This window comes from Methanosarcina sp. DH1, from assembly GCF_020804205.1.
GTDB lineage: Archaea > Halobacteriota > Methanosarcinia > Methanosarcinales > Methanosarcinaceae > Methanosarcina > Methanosarcina vacuolata.
Window position 1 is genome coordinate 135,027 of the sequence record NZ_WJBJ01000018.1, and the last position, 25,346, is coordinate 160,372.

Sequence of the window (25,346 nt, forward strand, 5' to 3'; positions counted from 1 at the left end):
GAGACGAACGTCTGCAGGTACCGCGTCAACAACATATGCCAGTTATTAAATTGATAATACACACGATATGTAAAAATAATATGCAAATAGTGCGTTAATAATGCATGCCAGATATCAATTTGATCAGATATGCGATACATGACAATCATATGCAGGTAGTGAGTCAATGACATTATTACCAATCCTGATTCGGTTTAAAGAGGAAGAGGTAGTATGCATAGACCAGCTGAGCAATAGTAAACCATGCATAAAAAATCTGAGGAATAAATGTTATTCTTACAAGATAGTCCCAATTACTGGGATTCTGCACATATCGTAGTGTGTAAACACTGTCCACGTACATTAAAATCATTACCAGTAAGAATATCCAATTGGGATGATAAACACCCGTCACTATGTCATAAAAAGCATAGTGTAGCAAAAGAATCTGGAAAGCCAACATAATCCAGAAAAATCCAGCATTCAGGATGTCTTTTCTGGTGCTTTTATTCCATCCGTGCTCCCACAATGTGTCAAGTCCCCCACGAAGCCAGCGAACCCGTTGTTTCCATAACTCATTTAGTTTTAATGGGACATCTGTCCAGGCAAGCATCCCAAAACCTGAAGCTGTGTGGTAACCAAGTTCTTTTAGAGTCATCGTTAACTCGTAGTCTTCGGTGATATTATGCACATCGTACACAGTGCAGTCAACTTTTCCGGTATCGATGCGCCTTTGCATAACTTCTTTTATTGCTTTCACTTTATATGCCGTGCACATCCCGTGTGCGACTTTAATTCTCCTATCCTGACTAACCCGGCTTCTGTCGAACTCTGCATATTCGACATACTGCCAGTGATATACTAGCTTTTCAAAAAATCCATTAGTTTCCTGTTTGACTACACCGGCGCGAGAGCATACTGCCCCAAGCAGGGGATCCAGTTGAAATTCGATTAATGCCTGCTCAACAAGATCTGGAGCTATGACTGTATCACCATCGACTGATAACACGTAATCATATGAATTCAGATCAACATTTTCATAGGCAGCATTAAGTGCTCCAGATTTTTTAAATTTATTTCCTACAGTTTCTATCAAACTTACGCGGTTATCAGTCGCAGCTATACTTCTTACTATGCTCACTGTATTATCCGTACTGTTATCACTTATTACAAGAACATCGACCTTGACTGTTTGAGTAAGAATGGATTCAATGGTAGAGCGGATTATATCTTCTTCATTATGAGCTGGCACAAACGCGATGACGTTTTTCCTTGAGGGCAGAACGGTTGTCATTTTTCAATTTCTCCTGATATATACTGCAATAATTTATTGGTTCTGTTCTCTAATACTATACTTTTTAAAGTAATACCCATAAATTGTAATTATCTATATACATACAGTCCAATTTTTACTATCTAACTACTTACCGAGTAGTAATATACATAGATTTTTAGTATATAGAAGTATTTGTAATAAAAAATCATATATTTCATAAAAAATAATAAAACTTGCTATTAAATAGAGTGCTATTTTATTAATATGAAAATATACAAGTTGATCCCAAAAATCAAAGATTTTTTTAAAATATAGAACTTTGGAGAATCAATCAAGCTTCTAATCAGAAAAGTAATTATAAAACTCTCTCTTTTTGAGAACAAAGTTAGTTTGGGATGATCTCATTAGATATTTACTAAAAATTAAATCTATAGCATTCTCAGTAACTCACTTTCCGCAGAAAAATTTTATATTTAATAATTTTTACAGATATCGATTTTCAATCAAACATGGATTTATTAAACTTTTATACAGAAGGTAAAAGCAACTCTTTTGGAGTCGGTTAAGATACGATTCTTCAAAAATATGTTATTTTTGTTGCTGTTTTTGTAATCTTATTTTGACAGCGGCCACTAATTAATACTGAATATTTCTCTTATTTTTACCCAAGTTGGCTTAACAAGTCCTATAAATTTCTAAAAATTTGTTATATATTCTACATAATTCCATTAATTTTTGCTACAATCAAGTTATTGATCTGATAAAAATTCGCAAAAATATATATTTTTATCAAGGCCGGTTTACTTTTCCCCATTTTGGTCGGATTACTTTTCCCCATTTTGGCCGGATTACTTTTCTCCATATTTTGATATAAATTTTACCCAATTTTTGTATCCTCAAATTGTATGGATGAAAGTAAATTTCATGTATTTGCTAAAAATTTAAAAATTTGACTAAGTCTAGAAAACAACCTCATGCGATGTATTAAACTGTATAACTGTATTCTAAAATTGTTGCATATTTTTCGAGTTAGCAAATTTTCAATTTAATTTGAAGAGGACACCTTATTTTTTATTTAACTGTAAATGTTAGGTTGTAAACCTAAAAATATAAATTTGGATGAGTAGATGGTTGCAGTAGTCATTTCGAGGTTAATAGATTCCTCAACCGAATCTAAATGATAAGTAACTATATAGTATATTTAGAAATCAATATATCATCCTTTATTCACCAAATGTGATTAAAAGATTAAACTATTGGTATCTGTTTTAAAAATGCTATCCGAAGAAAATATTTATTTTCAAAAAAATACTGCGTAACCTGGGCAGTAAGTATAAACAGAAAAATTTGCTCAGTAAGTAGAAACAGAAAAATTTGCTAATTTCGTTTTCGAAATTGGAAGAGTCGTGCCCTGAGAACGTGTCTAAAAACTAAAAAAGGAAAGAGTCTTTTGCCTCAGTTAAGATGGCACATAACTAAAGTYAGATAAAACCATCTCTGCATTCTGTCCATTTATTGGCGCTAAATGAYTCATAAGCCACATCTGCATCGCAACTCCACCTTCTACATGCGGAATGCTTGTCTGRTCYGTACAGTTCCAGTCAGATATGACAGYTCCGTTAGAAAGCTTTGCAGTAAAGTGGACATAYGTYGGCTCCCAATCAAAACTGTATGTTACGTCTGYAGCGTTCTGGTAAGGAGAGTCATAAGTTATYGCACTCTGGTATGCATTTGGCTGGRCACTATAACTAAGTCTGTCACTGYATATCCAGCCCCACTGAGTAGCTTCAATATCTATCTCATTGGTATCGTTATGGCGGAAAAACATAGCAGCTACAATATTCGGATCGAGATTCAGTATTGGTGATGAAACCGTCCACKTGTATACACCATAGSTATAGTCGGTGGATGTTGTGTCAACTTCTGTTGAATACCAGGTATCTCCGACTTTCTGGATTGTAAGGTGTAGTTTCTGGTTTTCATCAATCCAAACATTATTGCTGGAACTGCTCCAGTAGTTACCACCRGGATTACCAGTTCCACTTCTTACCCACCACTCTTCACCACACCAGTTTAGATAAGTTTCTGCATCAGCAACATTTGTAATCATAAGCAAGCCTAACATACTTGACATTATGATTTGGGTATATTTATTCCCCATATTTATTAATTGGAGTAATTAGATAAAAATTAGTATTACTTTGATAAAATAGAAACTGTTAAGTAGTGTTATATGTACAAACACTTTCCTGAGGAAAACTTCATATTTAAGAATTTAGGCTCTTCGTCATTTCAGATGGGTAGTTTGAAATCTAACTTTACTTATTTTAGATCGATTATCGTAATAAAATACTTAGTGTTTCGATACCCTCTTGCATTTCTTTTTATTAACCTTAACTCTCCCTCGCTTAGGGAATAAACCAATTAAAGGATTATGTCTTTTGATGTTGTTTTTTAAAAAATTTTTGCATTTTTCCCTTCTCTATTGCTTTTATCTTACTTCCGCAGATGCCCGTTCAATTTTCACAATTTTTCCTGTTATCGTTTTTTCTGAAAACCGTCCTGTCTACTCAAACATGTGTTTTTGAAACATCCCACAATTTTCTCCCTTTTGCCTTCATTGAAAACTTCCAGCACCTATTTCCCGAAGCTTCAGTTGAGATAATAACTGCAGATTTCCAAATAATTTTCCAAAAACGATAGCAGAAAAATATGTTATCAGTTTGAAGACACCTGCGAAAGGTCAGATGGAAAATAAAATAGTAATAATAAAAAAACAATCATCAATAATTGAAAATGAAAGGAAAATAAATAAAATTAGCAGAAGGTAAATTAAATCGAAAGAAATCCCAAAAAAGCCAGAAGTAAAGCCGAAAGCCCTTCTGAATTTAACAATTAAACACTTTATCCAGGAAGTACTGATGAATCCGTAAATCCTCGGTTAATTCCGGATGGAAAGCGAGAGCCAGCACATTTCCCTGCTCTGCAGCAATAATCAGGTCATCGAGCCTGGAAAGCACGCGAACCCCAGGCCCACAGCTCACGATTCCTGGAGCCCTTATAAACACGCCGGTAAAAGGAGAATCAAGTATCTCGACCTCAAGTTCGGCTTCAAAAGAATCCCTCTGCCTTCCGAAAGCGTTTCTGTTGACCTTTGTATCCATAATTCCGAGCAATTCCTGGCTGGTTTTCTCAACCTGCTCGTCGCCTCCCTTTGCAAGTACAATCAAACCTGCACAGGTCCCAAGGATCGGAACTCCTCTTGAAGCCGCATCCTTTATCTCCTCTGCAATCCCCTCGCGGGCAAGCAACCTGCAAAGTGTAGTACTCTCTCCGCCAGGAATCACAATTCCGCCGCACTCCGGGATAACACCCTTATGCTTTACCGCAACTACCTCTGCATCTATCCCTCTTTCCTTGAGGGCTTTCTTCAAAGCATCAATATGCTCAGAAACCGCTCCTTGAATAGCGATTACACCTATCTTCATGAAAAACACCATTTTCCAGAATTAATTCATTACCTGTTAATCCGAAAATAAAAAATTTTAATTGATTTATTCTTACAGCCCGTAAGAAAGAATCCATTTTTAAAAATTGAATTTCAACCGTTGCACCGGTTTATCACACCGTTTCAAGGGATTTTCGATCAAGCCTCTTTAAAAAGCTTGAGAGCAAGCAGTTTTTCCAAAAGGCTTGCAGGCAATCACATATTAAAAAGACCTGTGATTGCGCCCTCTGCTGACCCAAAACAAAATTCAGGTAAATCAGCCGTCCTCAGAGAGTTGGAAATATAGCCTTTCTTGCCCATAGTTCAACCCTCCTAGCTAAGTTCAGTATCTTCATTATAATTCAGCCCTCTTGAGCGAACGAAGTGAGCGAAAAGGGCACCGTCCTCCCGAGACGGGACTCGGGTGGCGGAACTCGGGTGGCGGAACTCGGGCGGGTTACCAACCGCGTTCCTGAAGGGCTTCCTTTTCAGGGATAGTGTCTGCGCTGATGCCTTTCATGCCTGCGCCCACGCCTTTTGAGATTTCTGCGAGTTTTGCAGGGTTGTCAAAGTTGTTTACGGCTTCAACAACGGCTTTTGCCATTTTCTCAGGGTTTTCGGCTTTGAAAATGCCTGAACCTACAAAGACCCCGTCTGCACCAAGGCGCATCATGAGAGCGGCATCCGCAGGGGTTGCAACTCCGCCGGCTGCAAAGTTTACCACAGGCAGGCGCTGCATTTTTGAGGTTTCGACTACAAGTTCTATCGGAGCTTCGATTTCCCTTGCAACCATAATGAGTTCTTCCTTGGTTTTGCCAGCAAGTGCACGGATTTCGCCCTGAATCTGCTTCATGTGCTTAACTGCCTGGCTKACATCTCCGGTTCCAGCCTCTCCTTTAGTTCGGATCATGGCTGCTCCTTCRTTAATTCTCCTGAGGGCTTCTCCGAGKTTTCTGGCACCGCAKACAAAAGGCACKGTGAACTGCGTTTTGTCTATGTGGAAGTAGGGGTCAGCRGGGGTCAGGACTTCAGACTCGTCCACCATGTCAACACCGAGAGCTTCTAAAATTTCGGCTTCGACAAAGTGCCCGATCCTGGCTTTTGCCATTACAGGAATTGTAACCGTATCAATAATCTGCTGGACAATCTCAGGGTCGGCCATCCTGGCAACCCCACCCGCTTTTCTGATATCTGCTGGAACAGCCTGGAGGGCCATAACAGCAACTGCTCCGGCTTCTTCTGCGATCCTGGCCTGTTCCGGGTTTGTAACATCCATGATTACACCCCCTTTCTGCATTCTTGCAAAGCCCCTTTTGATAAGTTCGGTCCCATGTCGTAATTTTTCAAAGTCCATGAATGTCATCCTCTCTGTCTTGATATGATTATAAGATTCTATGCCGTGGGAAACCCTTTACACGATGAAATAACTCTTGGGTCTTTTCCACTGATTGCAACCAATAGGTTGCGGTTTTCAGTTAGTTATTTCTCCAGTGAATTGTGAATACGCTCAATAGTCAAAGGCATTATTTAAGTTATTCCTTATTAATAAATACAAAGTAAATCATATATAATAACTTAATATTTTTTCCATTAACTAAAAGTATTTCTTACACCTGTAATGTTTATTCTGCTCTTTTAAATAATGCATTACAGAGCCTTAATGCTATTTATTATTCTACCTCTAATATGCTTGCCTGAGGTTAATTAGCACTATTTCTGTTTTCATATAATATATATGATCTCCTTCAGGTTCTTAAATATATAGTTTTCTAAGAATACAATAGTTCCGATTTATCCAGGTTCCGAATGCCAATTACAAAATACATTCAGTATTCTCTACCTAAAATTAATTATGCAGGATCAATGAATTCGAATGCGTGCAAAAAAATGACTCTTTGACCTCTACACTGGAAATTACAGCACATGAAATGAGATCCGTAGCCAATGAAGACATTGGCAAATCTGTAAAGTAGGGAATAAGATCACTAAGTGGAATGCCAATTAAGTCGTTTCTGCGTCGGTTAAAAGAGTACATTCAGTAAAGAGATAAGCAACTACGCAGACAGTTAAGTGGAACATAGTAGCCAAAAAATATCATAAAATAGAGAATTATTGGATAGCAGAAGTTAATGAAGTTTTTAGAAACAAATGGTATTTTGATTTCTGTTGTACGAGAAATAGTTTAAAAATAAATATTTTTGATGGAAGACTCGTAATATGTAATATTTCAGTTATCAATGAAGAAAAAGTAATTGGCTATTTCAGCCATTAGGAACTATACCTGATCGCAACTACTGAGTTTAGCGATGGTTTGAAAAACCAAAATTAGGACAACTACCCAATGTAATTACGAGGTCGATAGTCAAAGAAGGGTAAAGTGGAGTACTTTCTGTTCTTTGTGCCTGTTATTCGAAGAATACCATGTGCATTTAAAGACCCAGTGGTTTGCATTTCTCCACACTCGTTGACGTAATTAATTTTGTTCCTCAAGTGCGTAAGTCCTAAGCCATTATCAAGGCTAACTTGATAATGAATTCATCTTTACGAAGATTATCAAAGAAAATATCTGTTCGATCATTGAATACACTACCGCATTTGAGGCAGGTCTATTTGCAAACTCTTTTGTTCTTGATTTGATACTTGCCATTGCCTATGATATTTCATTTCCCAGTGATATGATGAAATTTGCAATTTTAATCAGGACAGAAAACATCAGTGAATTTTGGTTTTGTTCCTTGTTTTTCCATTAAAGCACAATTATATTTTTATTATATAAAATCTCTCAAATAAAAACAGCACAGAAAAATTACTTATTTATCTCTTTTTATGTTATTTGTATGATAATTGACGGTTTTTCTAATCTAATATTCTTTAATAGATTATAATAAAATCTTTTGAAAAATAAATATGTAAACTATATAAATAAAGTAATACACGTTATGAAACAGATTTTTGAAGATATTTAAGGTCCTACGTAGTCTTCGGTTAATAGATTTTAAAAAGACTGGGGGTAAACTATAAGCTAGTGTCTTGAAAATTTAGTTATTGGTCACATGTTATATCTGAATCGCTATCTATTAATGAAAAACTATCAAAGATTATGCTCAATAATTAAATTGCCATGACGCCAGGAATTAGGAGTTTTTTGAGTGTATATTTGTTTGGAGCAATTATTAAATAGACTACATGAATATCTGATTTCTTTTGACAAAGAGGTAAATGCAAAAATAGTACGAAATCGGGTAAATGCAAAAATAGTACAAAATAGATAGTAATATTAATTTAACATTGGCTGATTACGATTTCAACCAAGACTTTAATAAAAATGTTATTACTGAGCCCATTCCAAAACATATTAATTTAAATATAACTATATTTTTAAAGTTGTTTTCGTGAGTTATTTTTCATGACCTGATATTTTGTAAATAACTAAAAATACAGGATCCGATAAGTAATTTTGAGTTTTGGTATCAGCCCAATATAAAAGCACTTTTTATAAAAGCTGGAAATGGTAAGTAAGTTCCAACTTTTCCAATTTAGGAAATAACAATATTTTTATGAACCCACAGTTTTCCATTATAACCCGTACACTTTATAGTCATACAACTTATGTAAAAACCAGTCTTTGAATACTTGTGCACTGGATATTTTAGTGATGAAGTAATTTTTGTTCCTGATTTTGAGGTTCCATCCCCAAAGTCCCATCTGATATATGTCTCTGTACCTTTTGATAGGTCCTTAAATCGCACTATTCGAGGATCAGTATTCGAAGCGGCTACCGCAGTATAATCAATACGATTATTTCCACCTGTTAGACGTTCTGTTGCTGGTGGAGTTCCTGCACCTAGAGGAGTCTTGGTTACAACACATTTTGCACAGACTCCTTGAGACAATAAAGCTAGTATCATTAATACGGTAAAAACAGATACTGTTATTTTCCATATAGACTTTCTATTATTTTTCATATTTTCCTCCTGTTTTTTTTTATATTTATCTGGTAGTCCACGTAGCAAAAAATTACAGGAGAAATTACCTTATAAGCATACTTATTTTCAAAAAATTTAATAAAAAACGCGATGACAATTTAAAGCTTGATAAAGCTTTATCTTCTTACCTAAAAGATGATAACACTGTAAATTCATTGATAATTGTTCTAATTTTTTGCAAGCTTAAAAATAATGACTAGGAGAAGATTATATAATCCTAGATCTTAAGACAGTTCTTTATTTCCAGTAATAACCGCTGAAACCTCTACAATTTACTAGAAACCATCTATTTCAGGTATATGGTTATGACCAACCATACAGTACCTATAGCCAGCCTTCTCAACAGACCTCCCAGTCGCCTCATCAGTCCTCCTGGCCTGTTCTGTATACACATCTTCCAGTATACTCAAACGGGGTTTTAAAAGAGGATTGATAAACCCAAGAGAATTTTACTATATCCTGAAATAATTTCGCAGATCCATAACTGTATGAAAGTTCAATAGATGATACAAAAGCATGTCAGATATAAGCTAAACGTTGGGTAATTCTAACTCGCTTTAGTAAAGGAAAATGACTATGTAATATGAAAAAATTTAAAAAATGAAATGAAATAGTGTGTTTCCTGGATACGTGACATTACTACAATAAAAAAATTAAAACTAAAACGAATTTTGGAACTGAGTCCATAATAAGAGAAAATTATTTACAAAACATCCCCAACCTTTCTAACATGAATTTCGGATTTTTGATTTTCCCAGGGCTGGAAGAACTGGACCTTGTCGGCCCCTGGGAAATAATATCACTCTGGAGCAAATTTGCCCGGGGACCTGAGAACTGTTTCATGGTTGCCGAAAAACCCGGGCCCGTGATATGTAGCAAAGGAATGTCCATAAATCCTCATGTCACCTTTGCAGATTGCCCTCCACTTGATTTTCTCCTTGTACCGGGAGGGGAAGGTACACAGAGAGAAGTTGATAACCCATCCCTTATCCAATTCGTTGCCGAGCAGGCTGAACACTGCAAAGCTGTGCTGTCGGTCTGTACTGGCACATTCATACTTCACAGTGCCGGCCTGCTCTCAAACAGGCGAGCCACTACACACTGGGCTTCACTCCAGAAACTGCGAGACATGGGTGACGTGGAGGTAGTGGAGGATCGAATCGTAAGGGATGAGAATATCTGGACCTCGGCAGGCATTTCTGCTGGAATTGATATGGCGCTTGCATTTGTTGAATACATGACAGATGAAAAAACGGCGGGTAAAATTCAGCTCGGTGCCGAGTACTACCCTTCCGGCAGGTCTTATGGTATGATGCACAAAATTCCGCAGGCTCCTGAATATTTAAGGAAAAGGGACTAAGGAAAAGGACTGGCTATGAGTGAAATTATTCGCTATATTCAAAAACATGAATTGAGAGAACTGCTGGACCTCTATAAATACCTGAACAAGGATGACCCAGATCTTGTAGAGGATGCCGAGCTCAAAAAGCTATGGCAAGAAATATTGGAAGACCCGAGTCAGCACTACCTTGTGGTTGAAGTAGATGGAAAACTGGTATCCACCTGTGTAATGATTATTATTAAGAACCTGACAAGGAGCGCAAGTCCTTATGCCATTATCGAGAGTGTTGTGACGCATCCAGATTATAGAAAAAGAGGGATTGGAACAAGACTTTTAAAAAGGGCACAGGAGATAGCTAGAGAAAAAGGCTGTTATAAAATTATGCTCCTTACAGGAAGAAAAGAAGCTATACCGTTTTACGAAAATGCTGGATTTGAGTGTAAATCTAAGACCGGATTTATTATCAGGTTTGACGGACGCTGATAAAACAGGTGCTTAATAAAGACTCGTGAAATATTCTTGATGCCTTCAATGATCAGCTTTAAAACTGGTAGTAGTCAATCGGCAGCAGTTATTGTATGTATGATAATTTTTCATATGTGTAAATTAATAAAGTGAGGGTAAATAGGCTCTTTTGATTCAAGAGACTCCTTTAATTCCGGTACCTCTGGACTCAGTTCCATGTCATTATATGGGAAAAGTTAGTCGAGCCAGGCTTTGGTCTGGGCCATGATCCCAACAAAATAGTAGTGTTGCCGTTCATTCACGAGTTTCCCAGGAGAACGGCAATTTTTATCATAGTATTTGTCGCTTCCTCAAAATATTTCAACCTTACTTCCACATAACCTCAAGAGGCTTCCTGCGGGGGAGTCCATAAACCCTGTACTCAGGATTGCCAAACATCATTGCGTAGGCACATTTCCTTCCTTCGGGAAAGCCCAGTTCCTTCTGAAGAGGTTCATAGGACATGGCAGCAGCCGCAACAAAGCCAGCCCAGCATGTCCCGATTCCGAATGCCGGTGCAGCGATATCGAAATGTGTGAGGGCGATGATAGCATCAGTAGGCGCAATAGGGTTGTCTTCCGGGATGTGGGCGAAAAGCAGGTGTGGAGCACCACGGCAGATGACATCGATTCCCTGTTCCCATGCTGAAATAAGCATCGGCACAAACCCGCTCATAGGATGGTCGGTGTTAAGCAGGTTTTCCATCCATTCGATTGTGAGTCCGGCGATCTTCTTTACTTCTTCAGGATCATGGATTACCAGCCACTGCACCGGCTGACCGTTACCTCCGGACGCGGCGTAGCGGGCAATATCGAGGACTTCAAGGATTTTCTCCTTTGGTACGGGTTCCCGGGTAAAGTGCCGGATAGACCTGCGTTTTTTGAGGTAGAAAGCCACATCCTCAGGAGAAATATTGCCTGCATCTGAAGGAAGAAGAACTTTTTCATCAGGTAGGAAATTCAGGGTGAGTGCCTGAGATGGGCAGAAAACCTCACAGTGTCCGCAGTAGAGACAGTGTAAAACGTTTGCTTCCTGCACCTGGGGGAGATTAGACTCATCATCCAGACCGATAATACCTGAAGAGCACATCTTTACACAAAGGCCGCATCCTGTGCAGCGATCCTGATCGACAATAATATGAGTCATTGTATCAAATCCTATTAAAAGTAGATATATCGACCAGCCGGCATTTATTACTTTTCTTTTTTTATCGGCCTGTGAAGTTTCATTTATTCGATAACTGGATGGGCAAAGAATAAGAGACTGGGTACTTTTCTATTTACATTATGCCATTAAGTTTTACAGCAGATTTTCATCTGCCCATCTATCAAATATCTTCAATTTCTCTTCCGTATGGAAGTAGTGTTCCCCGTGGTTCCGGACTTTAATTGTTTAGTGATACCTCGCTGCAAATGCTGAAATCTCGCCCCATTCAGACAGATTATCGTTAGAACCATAAAAATGGCAGTAGGTACTTTCCATTCAAAACACAAGTGAAATTCTTCGAATAACACGCGCACAGAAATGAAAGTACTTGAAAGAACTTTCATGCTAATCAAATAGGGTTTTCTTTCACGTTGAAAAATATTCAACGTATTATTTTTGAATATCCTGAAGAAATATTTGAAGTGCTTGGGGCTAATTCGGAAGATTACATTGGTACTTCATATGTAGACAGGATAAATCTTACGATTAGGACATCTCTTGTAAGATTTGTAAGGAGAACAATGAATTTCAGTAAAATGATGAAGATGCATACGAAAGCATTTGATTTATTCCAGGCATGGTATAACTTTATAAAACCTCATGATTCTCTAAAATTAAGAATAGATTCTAAAAATAGAAAATTGTCCCAAAGAACTCAGCAATGGCAGAAGGAATAACAGATCACATATGGGGTTTAAAGGAATTACTAACGTTTAGAGTTCCTGTTAAATAACTTAGGGACACGACCACAAATCAAAGTATAAATGAGTATATATTCTAAATATTTTAATAAATAGCAGGTACTGCAAAATAGTGTTACATAGAGACCTTTCACAAATATTGAGTATGAATCTGCATATGTTCTATATGTGAAAGATTCAAATACAGATGGCTTCTTTTTTAAAAATGGGATTTGTATTTTATATATTGTGTTAGACCCGAAACTTAAAAAATTATTCTAAAAGTTGAGGTAATTCTATGGAGCCCAAGGAAACAGATACTTTATTTATTATTTCAATACTCGGACTTTTGCTGCTGGGAAACGTTGGTTCTGCAGCAGCTGTACAATTTGATTCGAATTCTAGCGTTAATTTCACGAACTCTACTAACTGCGAATTTCCTATTACGCCGGAAGCTAATATAAAGAACGTGATTGTCCTGATTCCTGATGGTTGTTCTCAAAGTGTGGAGACTTTAGCTCGCTGGTATAGCGGAAAGCCTCTTGAGCTTGACAATATGGTGACTGGGACAGTCTCTACTTATAGCACTGACTCAGTCATTACTGACTCATCCTCAGCTGCAACCGCATTTGCTGCAGGATATAAAACTACTAACGGTTTTGTAAGCGTCGGGCCGAGCAATAGCTCTGTGTTAAGTACACTGGAAATTCCACCCGAAGAACTGCAGTACAGACCACTTGCAACAGTGCTTGAAGGTTCAAAGCTCGAAGGCAAGGCTACAGGACTTGTAGCAACCTCTCGTATTACCCATGCCACACCTGCGGCTTTTGCTGCTCACGTAGATAACAGAGATAATGAAACCGAAATCATGAAACAGATGGTTTATGAGAATATTGATGTGGTCTTTGGTGGCGGTTCCAGTTATCTCACACCTGTAGCTGAAGGGGGAAAAAGGGCTGACGGAGAAAATCTGACAAAAGTACTTCTTGAAAGAGGCTACCAGTATGTTGACAGCAGAGATCAAATGATGAACCTGACCACTGGAAAGGTCTGGGGTCTTTTTGCCAGTAGCCACATGATGCCGGATATCGATCGTTCTTCACTTGCACCTGAACAGCCTTCTCTCTCAGAAATGACCAATAAGTCCATCGAACTGTTATCTCATGATAAAAATGGCTTCTTCCTGATGGTAGAAGGCAGCCAGGTTGACTGGGCAGACCACGCCAATGACCCTAACTATGCTGTAACCGATTTTCTGGCTTTTGACAACGCTGTTAAGGTTGCAGTTGACTTTGCTAAAAAGGACGGGCATACTCTAGTCCTGGTTTTCCCGGATCATAATACAGGCGGCATGACTATTGGCAGCGGATCTGATCCCAATTATACATCCACAACCGTAGAAGATGTTATTTCACCTCTCAAAGGTATGAAGCTCAGTTCCACAGGTCTTGAGACAAAAATAGGGACTGATCTTTCATCCGAAAATATCAAAAAACAGCTAAAAACCTGGTGGGGAATTGATGCTACTTATGAGGATATAGCTGAAATTCTTAAGCTCTACAACGATGGAAAAGGTCTCTCACTTGACTATGCCATCAGCGAGGTAATAAGCCGTAATCACACAATAATTGGCTGGACTACTCACGGGCATTCTGGAGACGATGTTCCTCTATGGGCTTATGGTCCTGACCATCCGACAGGACATATGGATAATACCGAAATTGCAGGATATATAGCTAAAGACCTCGGATTTGACCTTAACAAGACCAATTCGAATCTCTTTATTGAAGTGGGTGAAGTTTTCTCCAAAGATAACGGAGATGGGAAACTGGATAAAGATGAATATTTGCTGAACATGACAGATTCCTCAAATCCTGTGCTGGAAATTGGAGATGCCGAACTGCCAGTGGACACGAATATTCTTATCAAGAATGGCGTAGCTCATGAGCTAGAAGGAATAGTCGTCTATGCTCCAGCAACTGGTAAAGTCTATATTCCCTGTGGAGCACTTTCACTTGTAAATGGAACAAAAATTAATGGAGCTCAAAAAGCAGCCGAAGCTGCCTGAAAATGTGAGTTAATTGACAGGGATTATTTCCCTTTTCTTGTTTTTTGCTCTGCCCATAAATTGTGAAATGTGAAATATATCTTCACAAGGCCCACATTTGAGAAGTCCGGAACAGGTCTTAATTTAAAAACTGGCATACTTCCCAAGCAAATTGTGGAGAAGTTTCTTTTCTGGCTGTATTTTCTGGTTGTATTTTCTGGTTGTATTTTCTGGTTGTATTTTCTGGTTGTATTTTCTGGTTGTATTTTCTGGTTGTATTTTCTGGCTGTATTTCCTGGCTGTATTTTCTGGTTGTATTCCGTTATTGACTTCATTGACATCATGTTTGTTTCATGGCGGTTATAAGCAGTTCTGACAGCTTCAACCTATTCATTAAAGTATTATGAACCGTGTTCCGAAAACTTAAACTTCCAGGCTCTTCGCTATTTCCCATGTATAAGACCATTTTCAATTCAAGACCAAATTATTTTTATGAGGACATTATGAGGATAGCCACACAAAACAGCGAAGAGCCAAAAATCAGATCAGACAATTTAACAAGATGCGAAGAACTGGTATTTTTATATCGAAGCTTAAACCGCATTCAACAACGTAATGATTTTTTAAAAATTTTATTTAGTGCCAGACATTATTGTTGACACTGTAAGATAACGTTGCGATACTGATATTTAGGTACCTAAATATATTAGGTGCTTAAATAACAGTGTGGACGTAGTCAAATGCGGAATAAGAATGTGATACAGCTGTATAATACGTTGAACCGCCTAAGCAAGCAAATGCACCGTTTTTCTCATAAGGCGGACCACAAACACGGTCTATTCCACATGCAGTCAAAATTGCTGCAGCTAATCGCGAAAAATGAAGGAATTATCCAGCGGGACCTTGCGAAAAAAATGGATATGCGCCCTTCGTCTATGACGGAAGCACTCGGAAGGCTGGAGCAACTTAACCTTATTTTGCGTAAACGAGATGAAAAGGATCAGAGGTCAATGCACATCTACCTGACAGATAAAGGCAGGGAAATTGTTGAAGATACTGTCAGGTCCGAAGAAGAATTCATGAAAAAATTTACAGATATCGTGTTCAGAGAAATCTCGGAAGAAGAAATCGAAAAGATGCTTGCAATTACCTCAAAACTGTGTAAAAGTCTTGATACGCTGGACTTGAAAGAACCGAAAGATTGTAGCGAGGAATGTTGCCAATAATCACTGCAGTTGTAGAAAATGGGGATAACGTTATCATTTTGAATAATTACAAAACAGCAAAAGGATACATTTATGTTTCAACTTATTAAAAAAAATCTTAAGGGCGTAGCTCTGATTTGTTCTTTACTTGCTCCTCTTTTTATGTTGATAGAAGTCTTCATGGACCTTCAACAACCAAGGCTTATGTCAAATATTGTGGATATAGGAGTTCAAAACAGAGACCTGGGATATATATTATCGACAGGCTTCGAAATGGTGCTTTGTGCGCTTACGGGATTAATTGGCGGTGCAGGCTGCGGTGTGCTCGCCTCATTTGCATCTGTAATGTTAGCTGGCAGTTTGAGAGAAGAGCTTTTTCATAAAATACAATCGCTTTCCTATACGGAAATTGACCATTTCAAAACATCGTCGCTTATTACAAGGCTGACCAACGATGTAATGCAAATTCAGAACATGTTTCTCATGTTGCTGCGTGGCATGGTGCGTTCACCATTGTTGTGCATTGGCGGCATATTTATGTCCTTTTTACTGAGTCCCCGTCTTGCCGTTGTTTTCTGCATCATTTTGCCTATTCTCATCACTTGTGTCGTATTTGTGATGATGAAATCGGTGCCGCTTTACACGCAGATGCAGCTCTGGCTTGACAAAGTTAATACCGTCATGCGTGAAAATCTGCTGGGTGTACGTGTTATAAAAGCCTTTAATTTAGAAGACAAACAGAATGCACTTTTCGGTAAAGTAAATACGGAATTTACAGAAAAAAGCATACGAGCACAGAACCTGACCTTTACACTGATGCCGATAGCTACTCTGGTTATGAATCTGAGCATTGTTGCCATCCTGTGGTTCGGAGGCAATATGGTCGTTTCCGGAAATATTGAAACAGGCAAGATAATGGCGTTTGTCAATTACCTTGTGCAGATAACAAACTCTCTTATAATGCTTGTCAATATGATTATAAACATTTCACGCGCACAGGCATCATCAGGTCGTATAAAAGAGGTTTTGGATTGCGAAACGAGTATTAAGGAGTGCAATTCTCCCATATTGCCAGAGAATTATGACATTGAGTTCAAGAACGTCAGTTTCAGATACGGCGAAAGTGGAGAATATGTTCTGAAAAACTTGTCGTTCCTGTTTAAGGAAGGGCAGACAATAGGCATTATCGGAGCTACCGGCTCGGGAAAGAGCTCAGTTGTAAGCCTGATTCCGCGGCTTTATGAGGTAAGCTGTGGACAGGTCCTGATAGGAGGGTGTGATGTTAAGGACATACCAGTACAGCACCTGCGTAGCAGTATCGGGATCGTGCTGCAGGAAAACGTCCTTTTTCAGGGGACGGTTAAAGAAAATATGAATTTTGGCAATGAAGAAGCAGGCGAAGAAGAAATATGGGATAGCCTTCAAGCTGCTCAGGCAGAAGATTTTATTCAGGCTCTGCCAGACAAATTACAAAGTCAAGTTGAACAAAGAGGAAAAAACTTATCAGGTGGGCAGAAACAGCGCCTTTCCATAGCAAGAACTCTTCTGAAAAAGCCAAAAATTTTGATTTTTGATGATTCCACAAGTGCAGTTGACCTCTCGACCGAGGCACGCCTGCAATTTGAAATTGCAAAAAAGATGAAAGAAAACACGATAATCGTCATTGCGCAGCGTATATCCGGTGTTATGGACGCGGACACAATATTGATGCTTGACCATGGCAGTGTTATTGCAAAAGGTACCCATAAAGAATTACTGCAAAGCAACGAAGTATATCGCAATATAGCCGTTTCACAGCTTGGCAAGGAGGTGCTCCTGAATGCCGCAGAATAACGTGATGCCTCGTGATATACCTCATAATATTACAGGCCGCCAGGCAGGAGGACCAGGCGCTTTTCTTCACAGGGAAAAAACAGAAATCAAGGACGTTAAGGGAACACTCATACGCATTATTATATACCTTGGCAAATGGCGGCGCACATTGCTCATCGTTTTTTTCTGTGCCCTTGTTACAACGCTGATTACAATTATCGGCATTCAACTAAATGGGTACACGGTTGACGAGTTCATATCTAAAAAAAATATTGCCGGACTTGCTCGCATCTGTATTGTCATGATTCTCATTTACCTTGTTTCGGTTTTTTCTACTTACATGCAGAATTCTCTGATGATCCGTGTTGCTCAGAAAACTTCGGCCAATATCCGGAGCGATCTTTTCAGCAGCCTGCAAAAGTTGCCCCTCAGGTATTTTGATACTCATTCAAGCGGGGACCTCATGAGCCGCCTGACAAACGATGTTGACAATATCAACCTTACACTTTCACAGAGTGTCGTGCAGCTTTTTTCAGGTGTCGTCAGCGTTGTCGGTATGCTGGTAGCAATGCTGCTGCTCAGCCCGTTGCTTACACTGATCGGGCTGCTGACAATGCCTCTGATGTTCTTTACATCAAAAGCCCTTGCCGTAAAGTCACAGAAGTTTTTTAAAGAGCAGCAATCTGAGCTTGGACGGCTCAACGGATACATAGAGGAAATGGTTTCCGGCCAAAAAGTTATTAAGGTATTTTCCCGAGAAAAGGAAGTGGAGGGTCACTTCAAAGAGATCAACGAAAAGCTTGTCTCCAGTTCTATGAAAGCACAGGCGATAAGCAGCGTTATGGGACCGGTGAATAACACTATTAATAATCTGACTTATTTGGTTATCACGGTCTGCGGCGGCATTTTAATAATAAAGGGGGTTGCGGGAATCACTGTCGGCGTAATATTTTCTTTCCTGCTCTATATGCGCAATTTTACCCAGCCGATCAACAACATTCTCAACCTTTTCAGCACTATCCAGTCAGCCCTTGCAGGTGCAGAGCGAGTGTTTGAGGTAATGGACGAAGAAAAAGAAAAGGACGCGGATAATGCCAGAGACATTCAAAACATTGAAGGCAACGTGGAAATAGAATCCGTTAATTTTTCATACATACCGGGTAAGCCTGTACTTAAAGAAGCAACAATTTCTGCGGAAAAAGGTCAGACGATTGCCATTGTGGGACCGACGGGTGCAGGCAAAACAACCATTATCAATCTTCTCACCAGGTTTTATGGCATTGATGACGGAGCAATCTATATTGATGGACAGAATATAAATGCCATTACTAGAAAGAGTCTGCGGCAGTCTATTTCAATGGTACTCCAGGATACTTTCCTTTTCTCAGACACCATACGCGAGAATATCCGCTACGGCAAGCTGACAGCAACGGACGAAGAAGTTGAACAGGCAGCAAAGCTGGCACATGCCCATGACTTTATTATGCAGTTGCCACAGGGTTATGATACGATCCTTACCGACAATGGCGGCAACCTTTCACAGGGACAGCGGCAATTACTCAGCATTGCGAGAGCAATGATCGCACAATCTTCTGTGTTGATACTGGATGAAGCGACTTCTTCAATTGATACACGGACAGAGCTGATTATTCAGAGTGCTCTGCTCAAACTGATGCACGGAAAAACAAGTTTTGTCATCGCACACCGCCTTTCTACCATCAAAAACGCAGATAAAATTATCGTTTTAAACGGAGGGAGAGTCGTAGAAACAGGCACACATAACGAACTGCTTCTTTCGGGCGGTTTTTATGCCAACCTTTACAACAGCCAGTTCAAAAAAGGCATGGCAATATAAGTAGTCGGGTGGTTCAACAATGACAGGCATTTGCTCTGCCTTGTGGAATCAAAGTTGCGATGGTGCACCCCGCAGCAAGCTAGCGGGGTATTCGACTGAAATAAACGATTCAAAAAATACGCTATTTAGCGTGTAAGAATTTCGACAATTTCTCCGATATAAAGGTCGTGATAATCCTTATCCGCATACCATTGTTCATCAATTTGCTCCATCACAAAGCTTTCAGGGTTGATTGGCTGGCAGCACATTTTTTTGCAGACCAAAACCTTGGAAGCCTCATTATAATAAGGAATTCCTTCATAATGATTTATTGTCAAACCAGATTTTTTCACTTTGTCTTCATCTCTTCCTGATACCGTACCCATATAAGTCAACATTTTTCCATATTTTTCACGGTCAAAGAAAGAAATTGAGAAATTATCCGAACCATCAATAAATTCTTTTGTATAACGACTCTTGCGTACTACAATAAATGCAGCGTTTTTATTCCATATTACACCAAGCCCGCCCCATGAGGCAGTCATGCTGTTAACCTTTCCTTCTTTCTCTGCTGTAATTAGCATCCATTCTTTTCCTATCATCCGAAATGGACTAAAATCAAATGCATCTGCTTTCAATGGTTGGAATGTGTCCATATGTTGTCTCCTTTTAAGCTGCATTATTTACATTTGAATTGGTGATATCTTTTATATAGAGCTGATATATAGAGCTGATATATAGAGCTGATCCCAAAACGCAAAATTGCTTCTTTGAATATCGTATTCTGGATTACAAATAAGAGATTATGGTCCTGAAAAATAATTCTGAAACTCTTATTGATGTGGGAATAAAATTGGTTTTGGGATGAACTCTTTACAAAACAGCGTGGCATTTTTTGAAGATACCTGTTCCCCGCACTTAATTTTTCATCTATTTTATTGTGATTTTAGACCAGCTTAAGCCAGATTATCTTTTTCTGTTACTGTGAATCTCATAATGAATTCTGTGCCATTATTCCTTTTCAATTCAAATTCCCCATCTAATTGGTCTACAAGGGAAGTTATAAGCTGAAATCCCAGACTATCAAGCTCTTCAATTTCAAGATTTTCAGGAATGCCTATTCCGTCATCTAAAACAGTGAGAATGAAGTTAGTGCGCTTCCAGACTTCGTTTATGTTTTTTATACACTCTTTTTCCTCTCTACTAAGTTTAATTTGGATTTCTCCTTTCTCTCTGTCAGGGAATGCATGTTTTAGGGAATTTGAAACAAGTTCATTGACAATTATTCCTAATGGAACTGCAGTATCCATATCAAAAGAAACGTTTTCTTCCAGATTCATGTTTAAGGTGATATTGGAATTTCCAAGCATGTATGTTAATAAAAGATTCTCAGCAAGTTCCTGAATGTAAGGGGAAAAGTTTAGTGTTTCGAATCCGCCGCCTCTATACAGTTCCTCGTGTATCAAAGCCATAGATATTACTCTATCCTGGCTTTCTCTGAAGGCTTCCAGAACTTCTGAATCTTTAATATCCTCTCTATCTCTAAACTGTTCAGCCTGAAGGTCCAGCAGAGAGGAAATTACCTGAAGGTTATTCTTTATTCTATGATGGATTTCCTTTTTCCGAGCAGTCTCAATATTTGCAAGAGCTTCTTCAGCTTCCTTTCTTTTGGTGATGTCGATATCCATCTCAAGGATCATGGGAGAACCATCAACGTCTGTGAACGGAAGGTCATAAGCATCAAACATGCTTCCGTTCGGCATGGTGATCTCCCAATGATGGGGTTTACCGGTTTCAAGTACGTTATATGCTTTACAGAACTCACAGGGTTCGTTACGCCCAAAACAATACTCAAAACAATGTTTATCGCCTAATTCGCCAAACTTCTCACGGAAACAACGGTTTGCAAAGGCAATGCGATGGTCAGGTGTTAATAGAGCAACCATTATCGGCAATGCCTCCAGTACATCAAAGAACCGCTTCCGCTCAGTATCGACAGCTTCGGTAACCTTACGGCGTGATTCGCTCTCGCACAGCACCTCCTCAGCCTGTTTTAGCTTGGTGATGTCAGTCAGTACACCGTCCCAGATTGTTCGGCCATCGGGCAGCCTGCGCGGACGGGAGTGCAACCGTATCCAGTGAGCTTGGCCGTTGGGCAGCTGTGCAGATAATTCCATATCAATATCTGATAATTCGAGGGCACTGCGTGCTTCGGCTTCGACAAGCTGGTCTAAGTACGTACGAGGAACGTGCCTGTACAGTGTGTTGGGATCACGCAGCAAATCGGACATGCTGATGCCGAACAAACACTCGATACCTGTGCTGAAGTATAAGAAATTGGTACTGCCGTCGGGCTCAAGGACATACTGATATACAGCGCTTTCTGGCAGGTTGTTGCTCAGGAGATACAGACGCTTTTCACTCTCTTGCAATGCATCCAATACAGCATCACGCTCAGCCAGCGATTGATACAGCTTGATGTTGCTGTAGCCTAGCTGCGACACCATATTGGCAAATGTCGTAAGAAAAGACATGCATATATCCACAGCTATCGGGCTCAACCTCGGAACTTTCTCAAGCGCTGCTATGTACTCCTGCTCATTGAAGCCATATTTCCTGGCCTGGGCTCGGAATAATTCATAGTCTACAGGCTCATCCTCAAAAAAGAACTGCCCTGAAAAGGCATAGCCAACATGCCGGTCGCCTACAATAATGGAAGTCGCTATATCCCACATATTATTTTTGCATTTATTTAGCTTAAATTCTCTCGGGAGAACACCCGAGGATAGCTTTATGTAGCTTTCCATGCAGTGTTTGCAGGCTTCGGGGTGAACCCTGTGGAATCTCGTGCAGATGTCCTGCCACCCGGCACATGCCAGAACATTGCCTTTGAGGTCAACCAGGGCTATTGGAATGTTAGCAAGCTTATAGAAATCTTCCATCATGGACTGGATAGCCTGGACATCAATAATATTGGCAAGTTCCAGATGTGGCATCTCCAGAGATTCACTTTCCTGGAGTTTTCCCTCATGCCTTTTACTCTCACTTATATCAAATCCGTAAATGTTTACGCATTCTTGTTCAGGCAAGGGATGAAAAATAATAAAGTATACTCTTTCCCCCACTTTGATTTTTATTTTTTCACTAACTTCCTGGGAAATTACCCTGTGAACGAAAATTTTGATATGTGGAGGCAATTTTTCTCTGACTCTCACGCCCCACTCATGCAATAAAGGCTTTCCCGCTTCATTAGAGTAAAGCACTGTGCCATCCTTTGCCACACTGATCACAGGATTCGGGTTTATTGCCTGAGACTGCTCCATTTTAGCTGTCATTATTCCCCTGCTCTCCCTCTTTTATGCAACAAAATGCCTGATTTTAATGATAATTGAATAAATCAATATTTTAGTTTTTATATTAATATAATTTTAATTATTATGTAATGAAGCATCATTTGCATTCACTGTATTTGTCAACATTAGAGTATCTATTACAATCAGTTCACATCGATACATTATCTAAGTTGACCTTCTTTTTTTGACCTTCTTCTTTTTTGACCTTCTTCTTTTTTGACCTTCTTCTTTTTTGACCTTCTTTCTTTTTTGACTTTTTTTCTTTTGCATAGCTGAGATAAACTATAGACTTAACAAAATATTATAAATTTATAAAATATGCCATTGACATTGTTAAAGAATTTATTGCGGATAAAATAATAGTTAAATTTGGAAATATAAAGACAGAAAATCTCTTATAACTAAATAAAAGCCTTTAGATAAAGAACTTTTGTCAGAATTAGAAAGCTGTTATTTATATATTTCACGATTTATTAATTATCCTAGTGCATCGATTATACTGAATATGGAAGAAATTCACTGGAAAATATTGAGTCTCATGGGAGAGGAATATGAAAATATATCTCTCTAGTTGCGTTAACCTGCCGAATCCAGGCTAAAATATCCAGGTTCCAAATTTCGGCCTGTCATCTTTAACTATATAGCTATGGTGCATAATCTAAAGATTCTTTGTCTATATAGTGTATTAGGACAATCTCTATATATTTGATGTGCAAATATAGTGGTTGAGGAGAAGAGAAATCGAACCGAAATGAAGAGAAAACTAAAAACAATAAAAAGAGGTGATAAAAAATGGAAAGACTAAGGAATTTGATCCTCGAAAACGTAGCAATGTTCAATAATGCGTTTCCGAACAGATTCTGCCATAGTCCGGATGTCATCTCCGCAATCTCATACGACTATAAGTTCACTTACGGACAAGTTGAAAACGAGATCGAGAAGATGGTCCATGAAGGGGTTCTTGATGCAGAACTCTCGGACTGGTATGAGATAAAGCTCGTATAAAGAGCTTGCTGCCTTTCGAGCAGGAATTAAAGAAATAGAAATCACAAAACACTGCACGACGACAAAAAGGACTAACTGAGAAATAGTAAATCGGACTGAGTATCTAAGAACTTAACTGGATATTTGGCCGCTTAGTTAAGTATTTGCACACCAGATCAGGTGTCCAAATCGGATAAAGAAGTGACATACAGCGAAAACTTCCATACAGATATAAATTGATTCGAAGTTTCGCGGGTAGCTAGATTCTTTTTCCCAAAAACCTTTTTTAACCTTAGATAATTTTAAGAAATGGGCATTTTGAATAACTGCTTTTTTCTGATAACGCTTTTTAAGCTTTCAGGCGAAAATAAAGGAGCCACGGTTGGGTTGTGCCAAGTATCTTGAAGCAAACCAAGTTTGTTACTTTGTCGCCTATTTAACTAATTTAGAAACAAATAAATGTAGATAATAACTTTATTTTTGCGGTTACCTATGGAAGAAATACAGTTGAAGGTCGAAGATGCATCTCTTTTCGACCGTGGGATAGGAATTATTCGACTTGACCCTACAACCTTGCTGAAGCTCCAGATCTCGCCAGGCGACATTGTGGAAATAAGAGGAAAGAAAAAGACCGCGGCAATAGTTTGGGGAGCTACTAACATGCAGGACTGGGACCAGGGGTTTGTGAGAATTGATAATTTCATCCGGCAAAATGCAGACGTTTCCATAGGAGAGAAGGTAACCATCAGAAAGGTTGAAGCCACAAAGGCAAAAAAACTTGTTCTTGAGTTTCCAGAAGGCATGACGCAGAGAATATTTGAACTTCAGCTTGGGAAAGATGCAAATGAGATTATAAAATGGTGTCTCTTAAAAAGGCCGATTTTCAGGGGAGATACTATTCCTATAATGACTGCACCCCAGGCACACCTTACCTCATCTCCGATAATACCTCTGGTTACTGTTGAGACCGATCCTTCAAATACTATAGTCCAAGTTTCCTATGAGAGTACAATAGAGTTCTCACATAAGACAGTTCAATCTTCTGAATCTCCTGAATCTCCTGAAGAAGAGAAAGAACCAGTGTTAAAACTTGCAATCAACGACTTTAATAAGATGTTGAAGCAATATAATTTGGAAATCAAGAAGAAAAAAGAAACACAAGAGATATATTTAGGTGAAATCAACAAGAATGAAAAAAAGGAAATAAAGATTACACCTTCTGTTTTCGAAATTCCTAAAAAATCTAATGTGCTCAATTGTGTATCTGTAATGATGCCTTTCTCAGCCGAGTTTAGCGATGTGTATGGATGTATAAACGATGCATGTTATGAAGTTGGAATGTCTTGTCATAAAGCAGATGATTTTTGGCATCACAGCGTGATAATTCAGGATATATTTGAACTAATATTCCGATCCTCTATTGTTATCGTAGATTTTACGGGTAAGAACCCAAACGTTTTTTATGAAGCAGGAGTCGCGCATGTGCTAGGGAAAACCGTACTTCCGATTATCCAAAACGGTGACGATATACCTTTTGACTTGAGACATCATAGGTATGTTTTATATCGCAATGACAGAGAAGGATTAAAAAAACTAAAAAGAGACCTTGTTTCTAAATTAAATTTCGAGAAAAACAGAGAGTAACTCTACT

At 38.8% G+C, this 25,346-nt stretch carries 18 protein-coding genes; 9 read left to right on the plus strand and 9 right to left on the minus strand.

Annotation, left to right across the window (positions count from 1 at the left end; all coding sequences use genetic code 11):
* Positions 1-175 precede the first annotated feature (175 nt).
* From FXW07_RS08885 to FXW07_RS08905, 5 genes are all read right to left on the minus strand, one after another.
* Positions 176-1,273: a glycosyltransferase family 2 protein gene (locus tag FXW07_RS08885; RefSeq protein WP_229395125.1), complete on the minus strand. Its 1,098-nt coding sequence runs from the start codon at positions 1,271-1,273 to the stop codon at positions 176-178.
* 1,441 nt (positions 1,274-2,714) lie between these two features.
* Positions 2,715-3,389: a glycoside hydrolase family 16 protein gene (locus tag FXW07_RS08890; protein WP_229395126.1), complete on the minus strand. Its 675-nt coding sequence runs from the start codon at positions 3,387-3,389 to the stop codon at positions 2,715-2,717.
* 754 nt (positions 3,390-4,143) lie between these two features.
* Positions 4,144-4,743: a pyridoxal 5'-phosphate synthase glutaminase subunit PdxT gene (gene pdxT, locus FXW07_RS08895; protein WP_229395127.1), complete on the minus strand. Its 600-nt coding sequence runs from the start codon at positions 4,741-4,743 to the stop codon at positions 4,144-4,146.
* Between the two features lie 456 nt (positions 4,744-5,199).
* A complete protein-coding gene (gene pdxS, locus FXW07_RS08900) occupies positions 5,200-6,096 on the minus strand; it encodes a pyridoxal 5'-phosphate synthase lyase subunit PdxS (RefSeq protein WP_229395128.1) in 897 nt (298 codons plus the stop codon).
* Between the two features lie 2,182 nt (positions 6,097-8,278).
* Complete coding sequence (locus FXW07_RS08905; RefSeq protein ID WP_048120071.1) at positions 8,279-8,707, minus strand: PKD domain-containing protein; 429 nt, start codon at positions 8,705-8,707, stop codon at positions 8,279-8,281.
* Between the two features lie 751 nt (positions 8,708-9,458).
* On the opposite strand from FXW07_RS08905, the gene FXW07_RS08910 reads away from it, so the two are divergent.
* Positions 9,459-10,088, plus strand: a complete 630-nt coding sequence (locus FXW07_RS08910) for a DJ-1/PfpI family protein (protein WP_229395129.1) — start codon at positions 9,459-9,461, stop codon at positions 10,086-10,088.
* Between the two features lie 15 nt (positions 10,089-10,103).
* Positions 10,104-10,553 carry a GNAT family N-acetyltransferase gene (locus FXW07_RS08915; protein ID WP_048155004.1) on the plus strand — a complete coding sequence of 150 codons (450 nt, stop codon included), beginning with the start codon at positions 10,104-10,106 and terminating at the stop codon, positions 10,551-10,553.
* Positions 10,554-10,901: 348 nt separating this feature from the next.
* On the opposite strand, the gene FXW07_RS08920 is transcribed toward FXW07_RS08915, so the two are convergent.
* Positions 10,902-11,720, minus strand: a complete 819-nt coding sequence (locus FXW07_RS08920; RefSeq protein ID WP_229395130.1) for a nitroreductase family protein — start codon at positions 11,718-11,720, stop codon at positions 10,902-10,904.
* A gap of 431 nt (positions 11,721-12,151) precedes the next feature.
* Here FXW07_RS08920 and FXW07_RS08925 point away from each other — a divergent pair, with 431 nt between their 5' ends.
* Together FXW07_RS08925 and FXW07_RS08930 are read left to right on the plus strand one after the other, a co-directional pair.
* Complete coding sequence (locus FXW07_RS08925) at positions 12,152-12,457, plus strand: IS1 family transposase (protein ID WP_229395131.1); 306 nt, start codon at positions 12,152-12,154, stop codon at positions 12,455-12,457.
* 301 nt (positions 12,458-12,758) lie between these two features.
* Entirely contained in the window at positions 12,759-14,528 is a 1,770-nt protein-coding gene (locus FXW07_RS08930) for an alkaline phosphatase (protein WP_229395132.1), read from the plus strand.
* A gap of 23 nt (positions 14,529-14,551) precedes the next feature.
* Here FXW07_RS08930 and FXW07_RS08935 read toward each other — a convergent pair whose 3' ends face one another.
* Positions 14,552-14,851, minus strand: a complete 300-nt coding sequence (locus FXW07_RS08935; RefSeq protein WP_229395133.1) for a hypothetical protein — start codon at positions 14,849-14,851, stop codon at positions 14,552-14,554.
* Positions 14,852-15,352: 501 nt separating this feature from the next.
* Here FXW07_RS08935 and FXW07_RS08940 point away from each other — a divergent pair.
* From FXW07_RS08940 to FXW07_RS08950, 3 genes are all read left to right on the plus strand, one after another.
* The gene (locus FXW07_RS08940) at positions 15,353-15,733 is read left to right on the plus strand and encodes a MarR family transcriptional regulator (protein ID WP_052727923.1); all 381 of its coding nucleotides are present in this window, start codon (positions 15,353-15,355) and stop codon (positions 15,731-15,733) included.
* Positions 15,734-15,805: 72 nt separating this feature from the next.
* On the plus strand, positions 15,806-17,545 hold the full coding sequence (locus FXW07_RS08945; protein WP_229395134.1) for an ABC transporter ATP-binding protein: 1,740 nt from the start codon (positions 15,806-15,808) through the stop codon (positions 17,543-17,545).
* Positions 17,532-19,379 carry an ABC transporter ATP-binding protein gene (locus FXW07_RS08950; protein WP_229395135.1) on the plus strand — a complete coding sequence of 616 codons (1,848 nt, stop codon included), beginning with the start codon at positions 17,532-17,534 and terminating at the stop codon, positions 19,377-19,379. The genes FXW07_RS08945 and FXW07_RS08950 overlap by 14 nt, the downstream gene beginning before the upstream one ends.
* A gap of 125 nt (positions 19,380-19,504) precedes the next feature.
* On the opposite strand, the gene FXW07_RS08955 is transcribed toward FXW07_RS08950, so the two are convergent.
* Both FXW07_RS08955 and FXW07_RS08960 read right to left on the minus strand, forming a co-directional pair.
* Complete coding sequence (locus FXW07_RS08955; RefSeq protein WP_229395136.1) at positions 19,505-20,014, minus strand: flavin reductase; 510 nt, start codon at positions 20,012-20,014, stop codon at positions 19,505-19,507.
* Between the two features lie 300 nt (positions 20,015-20,314).
* Entirely contained in the window at positions 20,315-22,693 is a 2,379-nt protein-coding gene (locus FXW07_RS08960; RefSeq protein WP_229395137.1) for a PocR ligand-binding domain-containing protein, read from the minus strand.
* A gap of 810 nt (positions 22,694-23,503) precedes the next feature.
* Between FXW07_RS08960 and FXW07_RS08965 the strand changes: the two genes are divergently transcribed.
* Together FXW07_RS08965 and FXW07_RS08970 are read left to right on the plus strand one after the other, a co-directional pair.
* Positions 23,504-23,716, plus strand: coding sequence for a hypothetical protein (locus FXW07_RS08965; RefSeq protein ID WP_048155026.1), 213 nt, complete (start codon positions 23,504-23,506; stop codon positions 23,714-23,716).
* A gap of 471 nt (positions 23,717-24,187) precedes the next feature.
* Positions 24,188-25,339: a hypothetical protein gene (locus tag FXW07_RS08970; protein WP_229395138.1), complete on the plus strand. Its 1,152-nt coding sequence runs from the start codon at positions 24,188-24,190 to the stop codon at positions 25,337-25,339.
* The last annotated feature ends 7 nt before the right edge of the window (positions 25,340-25,346 follow it).

Excerpts from the sequence above, each read along its gene's own strand:
- FXW07_RS08945 (WP_229395134.1), top strand. The coding sequence starts at position 15,806 with ATGTTTCAACTTATTAAAAAAAATCTTAAGGGCGTAGCTCTGATTTGT.
- FXW07_RS08960 (WP_229395137.1), bottom strand. The coding sequence starts at position 22,693 with ATGACAGCTAAAATGGAGCAGTCTCAGGCAATAAACCCGAATCCTGTG.
- FXW07_RS08970 (WP_229395138.1), top strand. The coding sequence starts at position 24,188 with ATGGAAGAAATACAGTTGAAGGTCGAAGATGCATCTCTTTTCGACCGT.
- FXW07_RS08935 (WP_229395133.1), bottom strand. The coding sequence starts at position 14,851 with ATGATGTCAATGAAGTCAATAACGGAATACAACCAGAAAATACAGCCA.
- pdxT (WP_229395127.1), bottom strand. The coding sequence starts at position 4,743 with ATGAAGATAGGTGTAATCGCTATTCAAGGAGCGGTTTCTGAGCATATT.
- FXW07_RS08940 (WP_052727923.1), top strand. The coding sequence starts at position 15,353 with ATGCAGTCAAAATTGCTGCAGCTAATCGCGAAAAATGAAGGAATTATC.
- FXW07_RS08910 (WP_229395129.1), top strand. The coding sequence starts at position 9,459 with ATGAATTTCGGATTTTTGATTTTCCCAGGGCTGGAAGAACTGGACCTT.
- FXW07_RS08885 (WP_229395125.1), bottom strand. The coding sequence starts at position 1,273 with ATGACAACCGTTCTGCCCTCAAGGAAAAACGTCATCGCGTTTGTGCCA.
- FXW07_RS08915 (WP_048155004.1), top strand. The coding sequence starts at position 10,104 with ATGAGTGAAATTATTCGCTATATTCAAAAACATGAATTGAGAGAACTG.
- FXW07_RS08955 (WP_229395136.1), bottom strand. The coding sequence starts at position 20,014 with ATGGACACATTCCAACCATTGAAAGCAGATGCATTTGATTTTAGTCCA.
- FXW07_RS08965 (WP_048155026.1), top strand. The coding sequence starts at position 23,504 with ATGGAAAGACTAAGGAATTTGATCCTCGAAAACGTAGCAATGTTCAAT.
- FXW07_RS08905 (WP_048120071.1), bottom strand. The coding sequence starts at position 8,707 with ATGAAAAATAATAGAAAGTCTATATGGAAAATAACAGTATCTGTTTTT.
- FXW07_RS08930 (WP_229395132.1), top strand. The coding sequence starts at position 12,759 with ATGGAGCCCAAGGAAACAGATACTTTATTTATTATTTCAATACTCGGA.
- FXW07_RS08920 (WP_229395130.1), bottom strand. The coding sequence starts at position 11,720 with ATGACTCATATTATTGTCGATCAGGATCGCTGCACAGGATGCGGCCTT.
- FXW07_RS08950 (WP_229395135.1), top strand. The coding sequence starts at position 17,532 with ATGCCGCAGAATAACGTGATGCCTCGTGATATACCTCATAATATTACA.